Genomic DNA, 16,794 nt, shown 5'->3' with positions numbered 1-16,794 from the left:
TCATAATTATCCAAGGAGGAAAAGAAAATGGATTATGCAAAAGAGTCATTAAGACTGCACGGAGATTGGAAAGGTAAGATCGAGGTTGTTACAAGAGTGCCGGTTGAGAATAAAGACGACCTTTCTCTTGCATATACACCAGGTGTAGCTCAGCCTTGCCTTGAGATCCAGAAAGATATCAATAAATCCTACGAGCTTACAAGAAGATGGAATATGTGTCTTGTTGTAACAGACGGTTCCGCAGTTCTTGGTCTTGGTGACATCGGACCGGAAGCCGGTATGCCTGTAATGGAAGGTAAATGTGTACTGTTCAAGGCATTCGGCGATGTAGATGCATTCCCGCTTTGCATTAAGAGCCATGATGTAGACGAGATCGTAAATACTATTTACATGATCTCCGGATCCTTCGGTGGTGTTAACCTTGAGGATATCTCCGCTCCGAGATGCTTTGAGATCGAGAAAAAACTGAAAGAGAAATGTGATATTCCGATCTTCCACGATGATCAGCACGGAACTGCAGTTATCACACTTGCAGGTCTGACAAACGCTCTGAAGGTTGTCGGAAAGAAGAAAGAGGATGTTCGTATCGTTATGAACGGTGCAGGTGCAGCTGCTATCTCTATCTGCAGACTTCTTCTGAAAGCAGGCTTCAAGGATGTTACACTCTGCGATAGAAAGGGTGCCATCTATGAGGGACGTACAGAAGGAATGAACCCGGTTAAGGAAGAGATGAGCAAGCTCACAAACCTTCAGAAGAAACAGGGATCTCTTGCAGAGATGCTGGTTGGCGCGGATGTATTTATCGGTGTTTCCGCTCCTGGAGCAGTTACAACAGAGATGGTTAAGACCATGAACAAAGATGCCATCATCTTCGCATGCGCAAACCCGACACCGGAGATTTTCCCGGATGACGCAAAAGCAGGCGGAGCAAAGGTTATCTCCACAGGAAGAAGTGACTTCCCGAACCAGATCAACAACGTTCTTGCATTCCCTGGAATCTTCCGTGGTGCATTTGATGTAAGAGCAAGTGATATCAACGATGAGATGAAGATCGCAGCTTCCAAGGCTCTTGCAGATCTGATCACAGATGAGGAGCTTTCTCCGGAGTATATCATTCCGAAGGCATTCGACAAGAGAGTCGGACCGGCTGTCGCAAAAGCAGTAGCAGAGGCAGCAAAAGCAACAGGCGTAGCACGTATCTGATCTTAAGCGCCTGATACGAACCAAAACAGCCCTTCATTAAGAAGAATATATCAGACACCCGTACTCTGTAACCCGGTACGGGTGTCTTTTTGTTTCCAGGCAGGTGGTATTACCCTTTGACAAATGTCCTCGCAGTGAGTACAATAGCAAAAGAATATGATAGGAGGTTAAGCACAGCATGAAACCATGGGAAGCTAATATACGAAAAGTAGTGCCGTATACTCCTGGCGAGCAGCCAAATGAGAGCGGCATGATCAAACTGAATACAAACGAGAATCCATATTCACCGGCTCCGGGTGTGGAGAAGGCGCTGAAGGCCCTTGATGCCGATACCCTGAGACTTTATCCGGATCCGACAGCAGGAGACTTGGTACACAGTATTGCCGCGTTCTACGGCCTGAAGGACGAGCAGGTATTTACAGGCGTTGGTTCCGATGACGTACTGGCTATGTGTTTTCTCACATTTTTTAATTCAGAGAAACCGATCCTGTTCCCGGACATCACTTATTCTTTCTATGATGTATGGGCAGATCTTTTAAGGATCCCATATGAGCGCCCGGCATTAGATGAGGAGTTCCATATCCGTAAGGAAGATTATTTCCGTGAAAACGGCGGAATCGTATTCCCTAATCCCAATGCACCGACCGGCGTGGAAATGCCTCTTTCTGAGATCGAGGAGATCGTGGCAAAGAATCCGGAGAGTATCGTGATCGTAGATGAGGCGTACGTGGATTTCGGAGCAGCATCCGCACTGCCGCTGATCGAAAAATATGATAATCTGCTTGTTGTGCAGACCTTCTCCAAGTCCAGATCCCTGGCAGGAATGCGTATCGGATATGCCTTCGGAAATCCGGAGCTGATCAAATATCTCAATGATGTGAAATATTCTTTTAACTCCTATACCATGGATCGTACTACCATCGCGGCTGGTGTGGCATCTATGGAGGATAAGGCATATTTTGAGGAATGCTGCCATAAGATCATTACAACAAGAGAGTGGACAAAGGCAGAGCTCAGGAAGCTTGGATTTTCCTTCCAGGATTCCAGATCCAACTTTATCTTTGCCACACATGAGAGCTGTCCGGCCAAAGAGCTTTTCGCAGCACTGAGAGAGAAACATATCTATGTAAGATATTTCCCGAAGGACAGGATCGACAATCATCTCCGTATCACCATCGGTACCGATGAGGAGATGAAAAAGTTGGTAGAATTCCTGACGGAATATCTGCAGAAATAACAGTTAAGGAGGTACTATGGAAGTACTGGTACAATGGTTTTCACACCACCTTGCACAGTTTATCTCTCCCGAGGGAGCTGTGTTCATCATTTCTATGATCCCGATACTGGAGCTTCGCGGCGGCCTTCTGGCAGCTTCTTTGCTGAAGATATCGGCTGCGAAGGCACTGCCGATCTGTATCGTGGGAAATATTATTCCGATTCCGTTTATCCTGCTTTTTATCCGGCAGATCTTTAAATGGATGAAAAAAACAAAGACGTTCAGAGGTCTGATCACAAAGCTGGAAAACAGAGCTATGGGAAAGAGTGACCAGATCAAGAGATATGAATTTCTGGGACTTTTGCTGTTTGTGGGAATCCCTCTTCCGGGCACAGGAGCCTGGACAGGTGCACTGATCGCCTCTCTTCTTGAGGTGGATATCAAAAAATCCTCCATTGCGATCCTGTGCGGACTTTTTATGGCAAGTGCCATTATGTATATTGTTTCTTATGGAATTGTAGGAAATGTAGTGCATTGATCGATCGCAGAGAAGGAATGTCTTTTTGATCGAGATCGGATTGAAAATAAAGAAATCCCTTACCGGATCTGTAAAATGATATGTGTTCTGTATTCCGGAAACATATCAGAGATCGGCAAGGGATTTTTTTGTGTTTTTAAATATCAGGCAGAGGTATACCGAGAAGATCCTTACATAAGTCTGCGCTTCAGCATGTCTGCGTTTAAAGCGTATTTCAGAGCTGTATCCTTGGTGATACGGCCTTTTTTATATAATTCCAGAAGGCTCTGGTCCATAGAACGCATCTGCTCCTGACCGGATGTGGAGATCACGCCTTCGATCTGGTGTACTTTATTGTCGCGGATCATATTGCGGATGGCAGGAGTCAGGCGCATGATCTCGAAAACAGGAATGTTGCGTCCGTCCACATCTGGGATCAGCTGCTGGGAGATCACAGCCTGAAGGACCATGGAAAGCTGGAGGGCGATCTGATGCTGCTGGGATGGCTCAAACACGTCCATGATGCGTTCGATGGTGTTGGCTGCTCCCAGAGTATGCAGGCTGGAAAGGACAAGATGACCGGTTTCCGCAGCGGTCATGGCAGTCTGGATGGTTTCATGATCACGCATCTCTCCAAGAAGGATCACATCCGGGCTCTGGCGTAGTGTGGCACGAAGAGAAGTCAGATAGCTTTCGGTGTCGGTACAGATCTCGCGCTGGCTGACGATACAGCGATCATGGCGGTGGAGATATTCCAGAGGATCCTCCAGAGTGATGATATGGCCTTCCCGGGTATGGTTGATCCGGTCGATCAGACAGGCCATGGTGGTGGATTTACCGCTTCCGGCAGAACCGGTAACAAGGACCATGCCACGGGTATATTCGGAGATGTTCATCACATCCTCGGGAATGGAAAGCTCTGCAGGATCCGGCAGCCGGAAGGCGATCACGCGGATCACGGCAGCCAGGGAACCACGCTGCTTGTAGGCATTGACGCGAAATCTGGAAACACCGGGAATGGAAAAAGAAAAGTCATCATCACCGGTTTCCATAAGACGGGATATATCGCGGTTTTCCGCAAGGCCGTAAATGGTGCGGAGTAAATTTTCTGTCTGATCAGGCATCAGCCTGTCACCACGGTCCAAAAGATGACCGTCGATCTTTTCTGCCAGGGGGCGGCCTGCGATGATAAAGATATCAGAGACACGCCGGTTGGCAGCTTCTGCCAAAAATTCAGGAATAGGGGTATCCATAGGTTTATTCTCCTTTAAATACATTCTGGTGGTTGTCTGGTTGCCAGGATCCGGTAAGCTCTGTGTTCCATTGTAGGATCTGATAAGTGGAAGAGCTTTTTTTCTGCGGGTAAAAAAGCTCAAGCACTACAGAAAGCTGTTGTGTCTCGGAAATTCCAACGGAGAAGGAAAGGGTGTGGCTGTGGGAATCCCAGCTGAGATCGTTCCTTGTGTCCGCAAGCTTTTGTATCATGGAAAAATATCTGGTCTCATCGGAAGCTTTTTCCCTGTATTGCTCAAGATCATCACGGATTTCTGAAACGGTTTCCGTGGCGCTTGCGCAGCCAGCGTAATAATTTTCGGTCTGTTCCATAGAATGTCTGGCCGTGTTAAGATTGGATCTGGAGCTTCCAAGAGTAAGCAGAGCAAGTACACAGAGACACAGCACAGAGAAGATAAGAAACAGGGAAGGAATGCCGACAGTTACAAAAAACGTATGCTTCTGTTTCAATGTACAGCCTCCCTTCTGTAGTCATCAACAGGAAAACGCAGGGTGATCCGGTAAAGCTCACTGCAGTTGGAAAGCTGCCGGAAAGAAAGCTCGCCGGATTTTTCTGAAGAAGAAATATCTGTTTCCAGGATCATTTCACAGGCGGCTTCTCCAGAAGAGCAGCTCTGCCAGTTACGGTCATAATACCAGATCAGGTTGGTGTTCTTTTTGATGCCCCCCGGAAGCAGGGAGAGGAACTGTTCATCGGTTCCGTCAGTGCCTTCCAGTATCTCGCCCACGGAGGTTGTGAGAGCCTGGATCTGGTTCCACTGTTCTGCCTGGAGCCGGTTTTTCCGTGCTGCCGCGAAGATCTGGATGCAGGCAGCTGAGGAAAGTGACAGAAACAAAAGGGCAAGGATCATTTCCATCAGAAAAAGGCTGGTACCGGAATTATGTCTTGATTCTTTCATGATGCCTCCTTTTTGTCAATGCGATGAAGCAGGAATTCCGAGCGGACTCCCGTGGTACTTTCTAGGGAAAAGTGGTAAAAACCATTTTCCATTTCCGAAAACCGGAAATCGGAAAGCTGTGAGATGACGGTTCCTGCATCGGAACTGGCCTGAGAGCCTTTTGCAGTGAAAAGCTCCATCAGACTGTCATTCTTCAGGTAAATATACGTGATATATTCTTTTCCTTTGATATCGTCCCGGAAACAAAGGGCAGGAATATCACCCAGAGAACCGGAAAAGATCTCATCGCCGCGGTCGTGCTGCCGGAATTTGGTAGTCAGATAAGTTGCTGCGGTCCCAAGCTCGGAATCGGAGTCAGTCTGTTTCACAGTCTGCTGGTAAATCCGGGCGGAAAATAGCAGCATCAGTATAAGGAACAGAACAAAAACACCGAAAAGAAGAAGCGAAAAAAGAGAAGAAACGGAATGTCCGGTGTTCTTCCGGTGATTCATGAGGCATTCCCTCCTTTCGCACTGCCGGACAGAGCGATCACGCTGATAGACGGCAGGAGATTGGAACCGTTAGGAACATACTCTACTACGAATTTGGTTTTGTCATAAGTGATATGATAATCCAAGAGAAGCTGGGACAGGCTTTCGGGATATGTGCCTGTGAGGGCATAGGTGCGGATGGCACCGTTTTTCAGTGCCTGTTCCAGAGCATCCTGTTCTTTGTATACGGCCTGGTCGGAGGTGCTGCTGACACCTGCCACAAACAAGGTGCAGGATAAAACCAGAAGCAGCGCCGGAAAGAGAAGAAAAAATGCTCTGAGAAATTTTGTTCTGCGGCTTTCAAAAAGTTCCATGCGGTCACCACCTTACATTGCAAAATCTGAGAGGATCCCCAGAAGCGGCATCATGACGGATAAAAGGACCAGCCCCACAAGAAGAGACAGCAGGATCACGATGGTAGGCTCCACAATGGAGACTGCCTGTGAGATCAGATCTATGGATCTTTCGGTGTACTGCCGGGAAAGCCTGCGGAAGGTTTCGTCACTGGAACCGGAATAGAAGGATATCGTGATGAGACGGCCTTCCATGCCGCCGAACAGACCGGATTCTGTAAGAGCCCTGGAAAAAGTTTCTCCGCTATCCAGGATAGAGGAAGCCTTCCGGAGTCTTTCGAGTATCACCGGCTGTGAGATCAGATCCTTTGTAAGCTCCAGGCTGGTTTCCGGGGAAAGTCCGCTTCGAAGCCCCAGGGAAAGGCCCTGGGTCAGACGACTGTAATCCATGGCAACCGGGATCTCACGGAAAAACGGGAGATGGATGACCATTTTTCGCAGCTGGCTGTGACCTTTTTCCGTAAGACTGAAAAACAGGATGCAGCCAATGAGGGCTGCGGCGAGGATCAGAAAAACAGAGGAATACCGGCTGATCACGTTGCCTGCATTCAGAAGTCCCCGGGAAACCCCGTTCATTTCCATTCCCATCTGGTTAAATACCTGTTGAAATACCGGCAGGACTTTTATCAGAAGGACCAGGATCACAACAGCCATCATGCCAAGCATGAGCAGCGGGTAAGTGACTGCAGACCGTATCTGTCCTGAGATTTCTTCCTCCTGTTCATAGTGGGAACTGAGACTTTCCATGATCTCATCCAGGCAGCCGGTTTCCTCACCGGTCCGGACATAGGCGGTCATGGATGTGGGAAAGATCCCGGATTCGTCAAGAGCCCGGGAAAGAGAACCGTTTTCTTCCACGGAACGGATCAGGGGTGTGAGGATCTGCCGGTCTGCATCGGTCTTGCTTTCGTCACAGAGGATGTGAAGTCCTTCCGCTGTGGATATGCCGGAATGCAGAAGCATTCCCATCTGCCCGCAGAAACTGGATAATTCCCGGGCTGTCAGTTTGTTTTTCATAATAAGGTCTCCTTTAGTAGGTCAGCGCGTGAACTGTACCGTATAATTGCTTTCATCACCGATATATTCCTGGATCGCTTCATCACCATCACTGTTGGCGTCAAAGGTGGGATCCATCAGCTTCCAGGTGTCTCCGTCAAAAGATACTGCCTTTGTCACCCAGCCACTGCCACGGATATAAACATCGATCCATGCATGCTTTACATCACCGGAATAGCCGATCTGAAGCTTGCAGGGAATGTCCTGGCTGCGGAGCATTGCAGTAGTCAGTGCAGCGTAATCAAAACAGATCCCCGTGCCGGTGCTTAAAGTATCATCTATATCAGGAAGATAACCGGCTTCGACAGAATCAGCTTTGTCATAATCGTAGGAAATATGACTGGTAACATATGTATAGAAGGTTTTCAGGATGTCGATATCGGTCATGTCTTCTTTGACAAGAGAGGCTGCCAGTTTGCAGGCTTCACTTTTGGAAGAAAAGTCCACGTACTGGTTTGGATACAGAAACGGAAGAAATTCATTCTGAAGCTTTATTGTGAGCGTTTCCGTGTAAAGGGCGGCATACTGGTTTCCATCAATCTGCTGATAGCAGGTGATGAGATACTCACCGGAGCCTTCGGAAAAAGGAAGTACCGTCTGTTCATCAGGTTCCAGAAAATAGGAATAGACCACACCGGAGGGAGCGGTAAGCTGAATGTTCATGCGGGAATCATCGGAATCGGATTCTGCAGTCAGATATCCCTGATCCTGATTGGAAATATCCAGGATCAGAGGGGAATTGCCCAGTGTTTTTTTGCCGGGGGCCTCCGGGGTGAGGACTCTGGCCGGAGAATATACCGGAGGTTCTTCATCGGAGGAAGGAGAATTTCCACAGCCTGCCAGCAGGATTCCGAAAAGCAGCCATACAAAAAAGAGACGGACTGGTAAAAATTTTGACATTGTTTCCGTTCTCCTGTTATATCATGCTTTCTTTTTGAACAGTATAGCAGATTCCGTGAAAAAAAGACAGGAGTAGGGCTCAAAATGCAGTGGAAAATGTTGACATTTCAGGGAAAAAAACATATACTCTATATATAAAGGCAAACCTGTTGAAAGACAGGGACGCAAAGCCATGGGTCTAAGGTCCGAAGGATGACTATGACAGCCGGTTGCCGCATTAAATTCCGATTTAATGACGTATTCAGATAACATCTATGAACAAGAATCTGTGTGTTAATGCGGCCGTTTATTTCGTTAGAATAAGCGGCTTTTTTGATGCCTAAAATCCGGTTTAGGTTGGAAACTGAAACGTCGGCTTTCAGAAAGGTGTGAATGATATGAAAAGAACAGATATCCGTAAAATTTTTACAGGCAGGAAAAAAGCTTTAGCAGGATGCCTTGCAGCTGTTATTGTACTGGCAGGTGGCTTTAATGTCTGGCAGTCGTCACAGGTTCCGGAATTTCCGAATTTTACAGATCCGGTAGTGGAGACTACCATCACAGAGGACGACACTCCACTTGCTTCAAAACCGAAGGTGACTACCAAAACGACTTCAAATACCAAGACAACCAGAAAAAAAGTTAAGCTGAAAAAAGCGGCGACCAAGACTTATACCAAGAAGCTTCCGACTACCAATAAGAAGAGTACGACCACAAAGAAAACAAACAGAAATACAACCGTAAAAACATTAAAGACAGTTAAGACTGCAACAACACAGAAATACACAAAGAAATCAAAAACAGCCGTTCAGACACGGAAAGTAACTACAACCATTCAGACGACCACAACAGTCATGGCGGCTTCAGCTACTGCCGGCAAAGCGAATGCAGCTTCCACAAAAAAAGTAGAAAGCATCAGCATGGACAGCAAATATTCAGTAAGCAATATTGCTTCCATTGCACCGAAGATGGACAGCAGGGTGCTCAAAGCCTACAAGAAGCTTGGATTTACTGTAACGATCGATCCGTCTGTTAACTACGGAGGCTGCTTTAACGCACATTCAAGAAGCATCATCCTTCGTTTTGAGAATGAGACAATCTACCATGAGCTGGGACATTTCCTTGCTTTTGTTGCGGGAAACGTAGACAGAACAAGTGATTTTGCCGCAGTTTATAACAGCGAAAAATCCAAATTTACAGGTATTAACAGAAGCTATGCAACGCAGAACAGTTCAGAATATTTTGCAGAATCAGTGCTTGAGTATGTAACAAGTCCGTCAACACTTAAGAGACAGAGACCAAAAACGTATGCAGCGATCGTGGCGGCTCTGAATAAAATTACCGATGAACGTATCCAGAGGGTCATGGATATATACGGACCGTTCTGGAGCTAAAAAAGAAGCATACAGGAATGTTGGATCTGTCCGGGAAGAGATCTCCCGGGCAGATTTTTTTCTTTTTTGTGAGAAAAGTATAAAAAAAATGTCGATAAATATTTCTTGCAATAGACTCTATAAGGTGTGTATAATGAAACATAAGCTGAAAACATGCTTTCATTCAAAAAAAGTGCAGCCATGTCAGGTTGTATCTGATTCCATAAACAACAAATATATAATTTATCAGATTTAAGAATAGAGGATTTAATATGAGAGAAAAGTATGAATCATTATCTCTGGCGGTGCTGAAGGATCTGGCAAAGGCGAGAGGGATGAAGGGAATTTCTACTCTGAGAAAACCGGCACTGATCGAGCGGATGCTGGAGGAGGACGTCAAAGAGTCCGACAGAGGAAATCCCGAAGAAGTACACAAAAGTACACCGGCAGAAAATACTGTAAAAGAAAAAAGCTATGATTCGGAAAAAACAGAATATCGTACCCGTCCGGCAGGGGAAGGACTTCAGGAGCAGCGGAAGGAATATCGTAGTGATAAGAATGAGCAGGAACACAGAAACACAAATATCCGCAGAGAGTACAACCGTGAATATAACCGGGAAGCTACAAGGGAGAACGGGAATGTCCCGTCAGAATCCACCCAGCTGGACAGTGGCGAAAAGGCTAACGGGATCCTGGAGGTCCTTCCGGATGGATATGGCTTTATCCGATGTGAGAATTATATGCCGGGTGAGAACGACATTTATGTTTCTCCTTCCCAGATCCGCCGCTTTAATTTAAAGACAGGTGATATCATCCAGGGAAATATTCGTATCAAGACCCAGGGAGAGAAGTTCAGTGCCCTTCTCTACGTATCTTCCATTAACGGTTTCCATCCGAGTGAGGGACAGAGACGGTATAATTTTGAAGATATGACACCGATCTTTCCGAATGAGAGACTTGTCATGGAGCGTGCAGGCGGTACAACGGCTATGCGTATCGTGGATCTGATCAGTCCTATCGGAAAGGGCCAGCGAGGAATGATCGTATCTCCGCCAAAGGCAGGTAAGACAACCCTTCTGAAAGATGTTGCCAAGTCTATCCTCAGGAATAACAGAGATATGCATCTGATCATTCTTCTGATCGATGAGCGCCCTGAGGAGGTTACCGATATCAGAGAGGCGATCCAGGGACCGAATGTGGAAGTGATCTATTCTACATTTGATGAACTTCCGGAACATCATAAGAGAGTTTCCGAGATGGTTGTGGAGCGTGCGCGCCGTCTTGTAGAGCATAAACAGGATGTGATCATTCTTCTGGATTCGATCACACGACTTGCCAGAGCCTATAATCTGATCATCCCGCCAAGCGGAAGAACCTTATCCGGTGGTCTTGACCCGGCGGCTCTCCATATGCCCAAAAGATTTTTTGGCGCAGCCCGTAATATGCGCGAGGGCGGAAGCCTGACGATTCTGGCAACCGCACTTGTGGATACCGGAAGCAAGATGGACGATGTTATTTATGAGGAGTTCAAGGGAACCGGTAATATGGAGCTTGTCCTGGATCGTAAATTACAGGAGAAACGGGTATTCCCGGCCATTGATATCCAGAAATCCGGAACCAGAAGAGAGGATCTGCTTCTCAGCAAGGATGAACAGGAAGCGGTTTATATTATGCGAAAAGCTCTTAACGGAATGAAAGCGGATGAGGCAGTAGAACAGATCCTGAATACCTTTGCCAGAACCAGGAACAATGCAGAACTGGTACAGACTGTAAAGAAACAGAAATTTTTATAAAGTCCTTGCATTTTAGGGAAAGCTATGTTATACTTAGCAAGCTGTTTAAAATGGAATTCGTCAATTGAATACGAATAATATTAAATATATAGAGAGGTGAAAATCATGAGAGAAGGAATCCATCCGAACTACTATCAGGCAACTGTAACCTGCAACTGCGGAAACACTTTCGTAACAGGTTCTACTAAAGAGGACATCCATGTTGAGATCTGTTCCAAATGCCATCCGTTCTACACAGGACAGCAGAAGGCTACACAGGCTCGTGGACGTATCGATAAGTTCAACAAGAAATACGGCCTGAATAAGTAATTATTGCGAATACAGGAAATGAGAAGGTTGAGGTTGGGAAATCTCAACCTTTCTTTAACTGAAAAATTTTTAATTTGCACAGGAGAGAATGAATGAGATCATCGAATATCGGCGGACAGGCGGTCATGGAAGGCATCATGATGCGCCACAAGGACAAATATTCTATCGCAGTGCGCCGCCCGGACCAGGAGATCGAGCTGAAGGTAGAGGATTATAAATGTATCTTCGGAAATCACGCATTTCTGAAGAAACCGATCATCCGTGGTGTGGTAAGCTTTGTGGATTCTCTTGTGGTAGGCACGAAATGCCTGATGTATTCTGCGGAGATCGCAGGAGACGAGGAAGATGAGGAAACAGCCAGGAAGAATGAGCAGCTTACAGAAGAAGAGCGTTCTGCAAAGAAAGCCAAAGAGGATAAGCAGTTCAAGTGGCTTCTTTACATTACGGTAGCTATCTCCATGGTGGTTTCTGTGGCTGCTTTTATGTTTCTTCCGTATGTACTGGCCAGTCTGATCCGAGGGGTAGGTGCTTCGGAATTTCTGGTCACCATAGTGGAAGCCTTTGTGAAGCTGGCACTGTTTATGGGATATATGTTCCTGATTTCCAGAATGAAGGATATCCAGAGGACATTTATGTATCACGGTGCGGAGCACAAATGTATCAACTGTGTGGAGCATGGTCTGCCTCTGACGGTAGAGAATGTGTTAAAGAGCTCCAGGTTTCATAAGCGCTGTGGAACAAGCTTTCTGTTTCTGGTCATGCTGGTAAGTATTGTGCTGCATTTTATGTTTGTGGCGGTGCCGTTTTACTGGGTGAGACTGCTGGGAAGACTTCTCATGGTACCGGTAGTTGCGGGGATTTCCTTTGAGATCATCCAGTGGGCAGGAAGAACAGACAGTAAATTTGCGGACATTATGAGTAAACCAGGTCTTGCCATGCAGAAATTCACCACAAAGGAGCCTGCTGCAGATATGGCAGAGGTAGCCATTAAAGCAGTTGAGGCTGTTTTTGATTGGAGAGCCTATCTGAAAGAGGAATTTGACTTGGACATTCCATATGAGACAGAGGAGACAGAAAATGCAGACTCTTGAGTCCCTTCTGAAAAAAGGTACAACAATACTGAAAGATAATGGATTGGAAGAAGCCGGGCTGGATGCCTGGCTCCTTCTGGAATTTAAGACCGGAAGGAATCGGGCATATTATTTTGCGCATGGAGATGAACCGGTGTCTGATGAGACCGCAGCAGAGTATCTTACGCTGATCGACAGGCGGGCAGGACATATTCCTGTACAGCAGCTGACTCATCAGGCTTTTTTTATGGGCTATGAGTTTTATGTAAACGAAAACGTGCTGATCCCGAGACAGGATACGGAGACTCTGGTGGAAGAGGCATTGAAACACCTTGGGGATGTGGAAAAACCGGAGATCCTGGATATGTGTACCGGCTCCGGCTGCATCCTGCTCAGCCTTCTTCTGGAACGGCAGGATGCCTGTGGGACCGGTGTGGATGTTTCACCGGAAGCACTGGAAGTGGCAAAAAAGAATGCAGGTATTCTAAAGGTGGAGAACCGGGCGGATTTTGTGGAAAGCGATCTGTTCTCAGCACCGTATTTTTGTGAAAAAGGTGGAAAAGATAGTGGGAAATATGATATCCTTATTTCAAATCCGCCTTATATCGCAACAGAAGAAATTGAAACACTGATGGAAGAAGTCCGCCTTCATGATCCGAGGAAGGCTCTTGACGGAATGGAAGACGGGCTTTATTTTTACAGAAAGATCACAGCAGAGGCCGGAAGGTACCTGAAACCAGGCGGATGGCTTCTGTATGAAATCGGCTGCACCCAGGGTGAGGCAGTCAGTACAATGATGAAAGCAGCCGGGTTTACCGGGGTTCAGATCATAAAGGATCTGCCGGGCCTTGACCGTGTGGTGCTTGGACAGAAACAGGAGGAAATACATGTTTGATAAACTGGATGATCTGCTGGTACGTTTTGAAGAGCTTCTCAATGAGCTGGGAGAACCGGGAGTAACCGACGATCCGGCACATTTTCAGAAGCTGATGAAGGAGCAGAGCGACCTGCAGCCAATCGTTGACGCATATAAAGAATATAAGAAAAACAAGGAAACCATAGAGGACAGTCTTTCCATGCTGGAGAGCGAAAAGGACGAAGAGATGCGTGAAATGCTGAAGGAAGAGCTTTCCGATGCAAAAAAGAGAGTGGAGGAGCTGGAGCATGAGCTGAAGATCCTTCTTCTTCCGAAGGACCCTAACGACAGCAAGAACGTTATCGTTGAGATCCGTGGAGGTGCAGGCGGTGATGAGGCAGCACTTTTTGCAGCAGAGATTTATCGTATGTATGTGAAATACGCGGAGTCCCGCCGCTGGAAAACCGAGATGCTCAGCCTCAATGAGAACGGCATCGGCGGCTTTAAGGAGGTTACCTTCATGATCAAGGGTGAGGGTGCATATTCCAGACTGAAATACGAAAGCGGTGTTCACCGTGTACAGCGAGTACCGGAGACAGAGTCCGGCGGAAGAATCCATACCTCTACCTGTACGGTAGCGATCATGCCGGAGGCAGAAGAAATTGATTTCCATCTGGATCTCAATGAGTGTAAATTCGATGTGTTCCGTGCATCCGGAAACGGTGGTCAGTGTGTCAACACCACAGACTCCGCAGTACGTCTTACTCATATCCCTACAGGAATTGTGATTTCCTGCCAGGATGAGAAGTCTCAGCTTAAGAACAAGGATAAAGCACTTCGTGTGCTCCGTTCCCGTCTGTATGAGATGGAGCTTGCCAAGCAGCATGACGCTGAGGCAGAGGCAAGGAGAAGCCAGATCGGTACAGGTGACCGCTCCGAGAAGATTCGTACCTACAACTTCCCTCAGGGACGTGTAACAGACCACAGGATCAAGCTTACCCTTCATCGTCTTGAGAATATCCTTAACGGAGATCTGGATGAGATCATTGACAGTCTGATCGCAGCAGACCAGGCAGTAAAGCTGACAAAGCTGAATGAACAGGAGTAAGCGCTGATTACAGCTACAGAGTTCAAAAAATTATAATAAATCAGGAGGAAACGAAAATGAAAAAGACAGCACTGGTGATCATGGCAGCCGGTATCGGCAGCCGTTTTGGAAAAGGAATCAAGCAGCTTGCACCGGTAGGCCCGAAGGGCGAGATCATTATGGACTATTCCATCCATGATGCACTGGAGGCAGGATTCAACAAGGTCGTATTTATCATCCGCAAAGACCTTGAAGATGAATTCAAAAAAGTGATCGGAGACCGTATCTCCAACATTACAGAAGTTGCTTATGCATTCCAGGAGATCGACGATCTTCCGGGCAATTTTACAAAACCGGCGGACCGTACCAAGCCATGGGGAACCGGACACGCTGTACTGGCAGCAAAGAAAGTCCTTTCCGAGCCATTCGCTGTTATCAATGCAGATGACTACTACGGAAAAGAAGCCTACGTAAAGGTGCATGACTACCTGGTACAGGATCATCCGCAGGATGGCCCGATGCACATCTGCATGGCAGGTTTCCGCCTTGGAAATACATTAAGTGACAACGGAAGCGTCACAAGAGGAGTGTGCCATATTGAGGATGGTAAGCTTGTGGGCGTTACAGAGACACATAACATCTTCAAGACAGCAGACGGCGCAGAGACAAGAAATGACGATGGTACAGCAGAAACACTGGATACAAAGAGCCTTGTTTCCATGAATATGTGGGGACTGACACCGGAATTTATGGAGATCCTTGAGAAAGGCTTCGTTGAGTTCCTTGGCGGGATCAAAGAGGGAGACATCAAAAAAGAGTATCTTCTTCCTGAGCTTATCGACCAGCTGATCCATTCCGGAAAAGCAGCGGTAGATGTTCTTGAGACAAAGGACGAGTGGTTCGGTGTTACCTATCAGGAGGATAAGGCATCTGTACAGGCTGCATTCAAAAAACTTACAGATGACGGCGTTTATCCGGAAGGACTGTATCAGTAATAAAGGAGAACATTATGGGTAAATATTTCGGAACAGATGGTTTTCGTGGTGAAGCAAATGTAAAACTTACAGCAGATCATGCATTTCGTGTGGGACGTTATCTCGGCTGGTATTACGGCAGAGATCACAAGGCGAAGATCGTGATCGGCAAGGATACAAGAAGAAGCAGTTACATGTTTGAGTATGCCCTTGCGGCAGGACTTACCGCATCCGGAGCAGATGCCTATCTGCTTCATGTAACCACAACTCCAAGTGTATCCTATGTGGTACGTACAGAAGATTTTGACTGCGGTATCATGATTTCCGCAAGCCATAATCCGTTTAATGATAATGGAATCAAGGTCCTTAATGAGAACGGACAGAAGATTTCCGCAGATATTGAAGCACGTATCGAGGCATATCTGGACGGCGAGATCGAGGAGCTTCCGCTGGCAACCGGAGAAGATATCGGCTGTACTGTGGATTTTGCATCCGGAAGAAACCGTTATATCGGACATTTGATCTCTATCCCATGCCATGATTTCAAAAATATCAAGGTTGGGCTGGATTGTTCCAACGGAAGCTCATCCGCCATTGCCAAGAGCGTTTTTGACGCACTTCGTGCAAAAACCTATGTGATCAACAATGAGCCAAACGGAACCAACATTAACCGTGGCTGCGGTTCCACACACATTGAAGTTCTGAGACAGTTCGTAGTAGATAAAGGCCTGGATATCGGTTTTGCATATGATGGTGACGCAGACCGCTGTATCGCCGTAGACCACCGCGGAAACATCATTGACGGTGATAAGATCATGTATGTGTGCGGCAAATATTTAAGAGAGAAAGGCCAGCTCAACGGAAATACAGTTGTAACAACCGTTATGTCCAATCTTGGTCTTTACAAGTCTCTGGAGCGTGAAGGCATCGACTATGAGCAGACTGCAGTTGGTGACAAATACGTTGCTGAGAACATGATGGAAAACAATTACAGTATCGGTGGTGAACAGTCCGGACATATCATCTTTAGCCGCTATTCCGCTACCGGTGACGGGATCCTGACTTCTCTTATGATCATGGAGGCATGTGTGGATCAGAAGGCCACACTCTGCGACCTTGCAAAGGAGATGAAGGTTTATCCGCAGCTTCTCCGGAATGTGCGTGTTTCCGACAAGAAAACCGCACTGGAGAACGAAAAGGTAAAAGCAGCCATTGAGGCAGCCGCAGAGGCACTTGGCGATGACGGACGTATCCTGGTACGTGAGAGTGGTACAGAGCCGCTGATCCGTGTTATGGTAGAAGCGGGAACGGATGATCTCTGCCATAAATATGTAGATAGTGTTGTTGATGTGATGGAAGCCGAAGGGCTTGTTGTAGAATAAGGAA

18 protein-coding genes and 1 riboswitch are annotated in these 16,794 nt (G+C 46.8%); of the genes, 11 read left to right on the top strand and 7 right to left on the bottom strand.

Annotated elements, in window-relative coordinates; translation table 11 throughout:
* Nucleotides 1–27: 27 nt before the first annotated feature.
* The 3 genes from NE638_RS04430 to NE638_RS04420 all read left to right on the top strand — a co-directional run bounded on the left by NE638_RS04430 (nucleotide 28) and on the right by NE638_RS04420 (nucleotide 2,957).
* Nucleotides 28–1,203, top strand: a complete 1,176-nt coding sequence (locus NE638_RS04430) for an NAD(P)-dependent malic enzyme (protein ID WP_015526165.1) — start codon at nucleotides 28–30, stop codon at nucleotides 1,201–1,203.
* Between the two features lie 178 nt (nucleotides 1,204–1,381).
* Complete coding sequence (gene hisC, locus NE638_RS04425; protein WP_022426847.1) at nucleotides 1,382–2,440, top strand: histidinol-phosphate transaminase; 1,059 nt, start codon at nucleotides 1,382–1,384, stop codon at nucleotides 2,438–2,440.
* Between the two features lie 16 nt (nucleotides 2,441–2,456).
* Nucleotides 2,457–2,957 carry a COG2426 family protein gene (locus tag NE638_RS04420; protein WP_059086725.1) on the top strand — a complete coding sequence of 167 codons (501 nt, stop codon included), beginning with the start codon at nucleotides 2,457–2,459 and terminating at the stop codon, nucleotides 2,955–2,957.
* Nucleotides 2,958–3,127: 170 nt separating this feature from the next.
* On the opposite strand, the gene NE638_RS04415 is transcribed toward NE638_RS04420, so the two are convergent.
* The 7 genes from NE638_RS04415 to NE638_RS04385 are packed head-to-tail and all read right to left on the bottom strand — an operon-like array spanning nucleotide 3,128 to nucleotide 7,967.
* The gene (locus NE638_RS04415; RefSeq protein ID WP_173740594.1) at nucleotides 3,128–4,189 is read right to left on the bottom strand and encodes a type IV pilus twitching motility protein PilT; all 1,062 of its coding nucleotides are present in this window, start codon (nucleotides 4,187–4,189) and stop codon (nucleotides 3,128–3,130) included.
* Nucleotides 4,190–4,193: 4 nt separating this feature from the next.
* Complete coding sequence (locus tag NE638_RS04410; RefSeq protein WP_173745815.1) at nucleotides 4,194–4,679, bottom strand: hypothetical protein; 486 nt, start codon at nucleotides 4,677–4,679, stop codon at nucleotides 4,194–4,196.
* Complete coding sequence (locus NE638_RS04405) at nucleotides 4,676–5,128, bottom strand: hypothetical protein (protein WP_015526159.1); 453 nt, start codon at nucleotides 5,126–5,128, stop codon at nucleotides 4,676–4,678. Before NE638_RS04405 ends, NE638_RS04410 begins: the two co-directional genes overlap by 4 nt.
* Nucleotides 5,125–5,619: a DUF4860 domain-containing protein gene (locus NE638_RS04400; RefSeq protein ID WP_173745814.1), complete on the bottom strand. Its 495-nt coding sequence runs from the start codon at nucleotides 5,617–5,619 to the stop codon at nucleotides 5,125–5,127. Before NE638_RS04400 ends, NE638_RS04405 begins: the two co-directional genes overlap by 4 nt.
* On the bottom strand, nucleotides 5,616–5,972 hold the full coding sequence (locus NE638_RS04395; RefSeq protein WP_173740596.1) for a hypothetical protein: 357 nt from the start codon (nucleotides 5,970–5,972) through the stop codon (nucleotides 5,616–5,618). The genes NE638_RS04400 and NE638_RS04395 overlap by 4 nt, the downstream gene beginning before the upstream one ends.
* A 12-nt stretch (nucleotides 5,973–5,984) precedes the next feature.
* Complete coding sequence (locus tag NE638_RS04390) at nucleotides 5,985–7,028, bottom strand: type II secretion system F family protein (RefSeq protein WP_015526156.1); 1,044 nt, start codon at nucleotides 7,026–7,028, stop codon at nucleotides 5,985–5,987.
* Nucleotides 7,029–7,049: 21 nt separating this feature from the next.
* Nucleotides 7,050–7,967, bottom strand: coding sequence for a transglutaminase-like domain-containing protein (locus tag NE638_RS04385; protein ID WP_173745813.1), 918 nt, complete (start codon nucleotides 7,965–7,967; stop codon nucleotides 7,050–7,052).
* Nucleotides 7,968–8,096: 129 nt separating this feature from the next.
* Nucleotides 8,097–8,184, top strand: a riboswitch (cyclic di-GMP riboswitch).
* Nucleotides 8,185–8,344: 160 nt separating this feature from the next.
* Here NE638_RS04385 and NE638_RS04380 point away from each other — a divergent pair.
* From NE638_RS04380 to glmM, 8 genes are all read left to right on the top strand, one after another.
* Nucleotides 8,345–9,340: an anthrax toxin lethal factor-related metalloendopeptidase gene (locus NE638_RS04380; RefSeq protein WP_227588573.1), complete on the top strand. Its 996-nt coding sequence runs from the start codon at nucleotides 8,345–8,347 to the stop codon at nucleotides 9,338–9,340.
* A gap of 251 nt (nucleotides 9,341–9,591) precedes the next feature.
* Nucleotides 9,592–11,112, top strand: coding sequence for a transcription termination factor Rho (gene rho / locus NE638_RS04375; protein WP_173741329.1), 1,521 nt, complete (start codon nucleotides 9,592–9,594; stop codon nucleotides 11,110–11,112).
* A gap of 105 nt (nucleotides 11,113–11,217) precedes the next feature.
* The gene (rpmE, locus tag NE638_RS04370; RefSeq protein ID WP_015526151.1) at nucleotides 11,218–11,421 is read left to right on the top strand and encodes a 50S ribosomal protein L31; all 204 of its coding nucleotides are present in this window, start codon (nucleotides 11,218–11,220) and stop codon (nucleotides 11,419–11,421) included.
* 92 nt (nucleotides 11,422–11,513) lie between these two features.
* Nucleotides 11,514–12,512 (top strand): DUF1385 domain-containing protein, encoded by a 999-nt coding sequence (locus NE638_RS04365; RefSeq protein ID WP_092073390.1) that lies wholly within the window; start codon nucleotides 11,514–11,516, stop codon nucleotides 12,510–12,512.
* Complete coding sequence (prmC, locus tag NE638_RS04360) at nucleotides 12,499–13,386, top strand: peptide chain release factor N(5)-glutamine methyltransferase (protein ID WP_173741330.1); 888 nt, start codon at nucleotides 12,499–12,501, stop codon at nucleotides 13,384–13,386. Before NE638_RS04365 ends, prmC begins: the two co-directional genes overlap by 14 nt.
* Nucleotides 13,379–14,455 carry a peptide chain release factor 1 gene (gene prfA, locus NE638_RS04355; protein ID WP_015526148.1) on the top strand — a complete coding sequence of 359 codons (1,077 nt, stop codon included), beginning with the start codon at nucleotides 13,379–13,381 and terminating at the stop codon, nucleotides 14,453–14,455. Before prmC ends, prfA begins: the two co-directional genes overlap by 8 nt.
* Nucleotides 14,456–14,511: 56 nt before the next feature.
* Entirely contained in the window at nucleotides 14,512–15,429 is a 918-nt protein-coding gene (locus NE638_RS04350) for a nucleotidyltransferase family protein (RefSeq protein ID WP_015526147.1), read from the top strand.
* 14 nt (nucleotides 15,430–15,443) lie between these two features.
* On the top strand, nucleotides 15,444–16,790 hold the full coding sequence (glmM, locus tag NE638_RS04345) for a phosphoglucosamine mutase (RefSeq protein ID WP_015526146.1): 1,347 nt from the start codon (nucleotides 15,444–15,446) through the stop codon (nucleotides 16,788–16,790).
* Nucleotides 16,791–16,794: the final 4 nt, after the last annotated feature.

The organism is Blautia sp. MSK.18.38 (genome assembly GCF_024460535.1).
Classification (GTDB): domain Bacteria; phylum Bacillota; class Clostridia; order Lachnospirales; family Lachnospiraceae; genus Blautia_A; species Blautia_A fusiformis.
Note: the sequence above shows the minus strand (reverse complement) of the source record. Positions and strands in the feature narration are given on the sequence as shown.

Coding starts and splice junctions, on each gene's coding strand:
- NE638_RS04390 (WP_015526156.1), bottom strand. CDS start 7,028: ATGAAAAACAAACTGACAGCCCGGGAATTATCCAGTTTCTGCGGGCAG.
- rpmE (WP_015526151.1), top strand. CDS start 11,218: ATGAGAGAAGGAATCCATCCGAACTACTATCAGGCAACTGTAACCTGC.
- prfA (WP_015526148.1), top strand. CDS start 13,379: ATGTTTGATAAACTGGATGATCTGCTGGTACGTTTTGAAGAGCTTCTC.
- NE638_RS04380 (WP_227588573.1), top strand. CDS start 8,345: ATGAAAAGAACAGATATCCGTAAAATTTTTACAGGCAGGAAAAAAGCT.
- rho (WP_173741329.1), top strand. CDS start 9,592: ATGAGAGAAAAGTATGAATCATTATCTCTGGCGGTGCTGAAGGATCTG.
- prmC (WP_173741330.1), top strand. CDS start 12,499: ATGCAGACTCTTGAGTCCCTTCTGAAAAAAGGTACAACAATACTGAAA.
- NE638_RS04385 (WP_173745813.1), bottom strand. CDS start 7,967: ATGTCAAAATTTTTACCAGTCCGTCTCTTTTTTGTATGGCTGCTTTTC.
- NE638_RS04430 (WP_015526165.1), top strand. CDS start 28: ATGGATTATGCAAAAGAGTCATTAAGACTGCACGGAGATTGGAAAGGT.
- NE638_RS04395 (WP_173740596.1), bottom strand. CDS start 5,972: ATGGAACTTTTTGAAAGCCGCAGAACAAAATTTCTCAGAGCATTTTTT.
- NE638_RS04350 (WP_015526147.1), top strand. CDS start 14,512: ATGAAAAAGACAGCACTGGTGATCATGGCAGCCGGTATCGGCAGCCGT.
- NE638_RS04365 (WP_092073390.1), top strand. CDS start 11,514: ATGAGATCATCGAATATCGGCGGACAGGCGGTCATGGAAGGCATCATG.
- NE638_RS04400 (WP_173745814.1), bottom strand. CDS start 5,619: ATGAATCACCGGAAGAACACCGGACATTCCGTTTCTTCTCTTTTTTCG.
- NE638_RS04420 (WP_059086725.1), top strand. CDS start 2,457: ATGGAAGTACTGGTACAATGGTTTTCACACCACCTTGCACAGTTTATC.
- NE638_RS04415 (WP_173740594.1), bottom strand. CDS start 4,189: ATGGATACCCCTATTCCTGAATTTTTGGCAGAAGCTGCCAACCGGCGT.
- hisC (WP_022426847.1), top strand. CDS start 1,382: ATGAAACCATGGGAAGCTAATATACGAAAAGTAGTGCCGTATACTCCT.
- NE638_RS04405 (WP_015526159.1), bottom strand. CDS start 5,128: ATGAAAGAATCAAGACATAATTCCGGTACCAGCCTTTTTCTGATGGAA.
- glmM (WP_015526146.1), top strand. CDS start 15,444: ATGGGTAAATATTTCGGAACAGATGGTTTTCGTGGTGAAGCAAATGTA.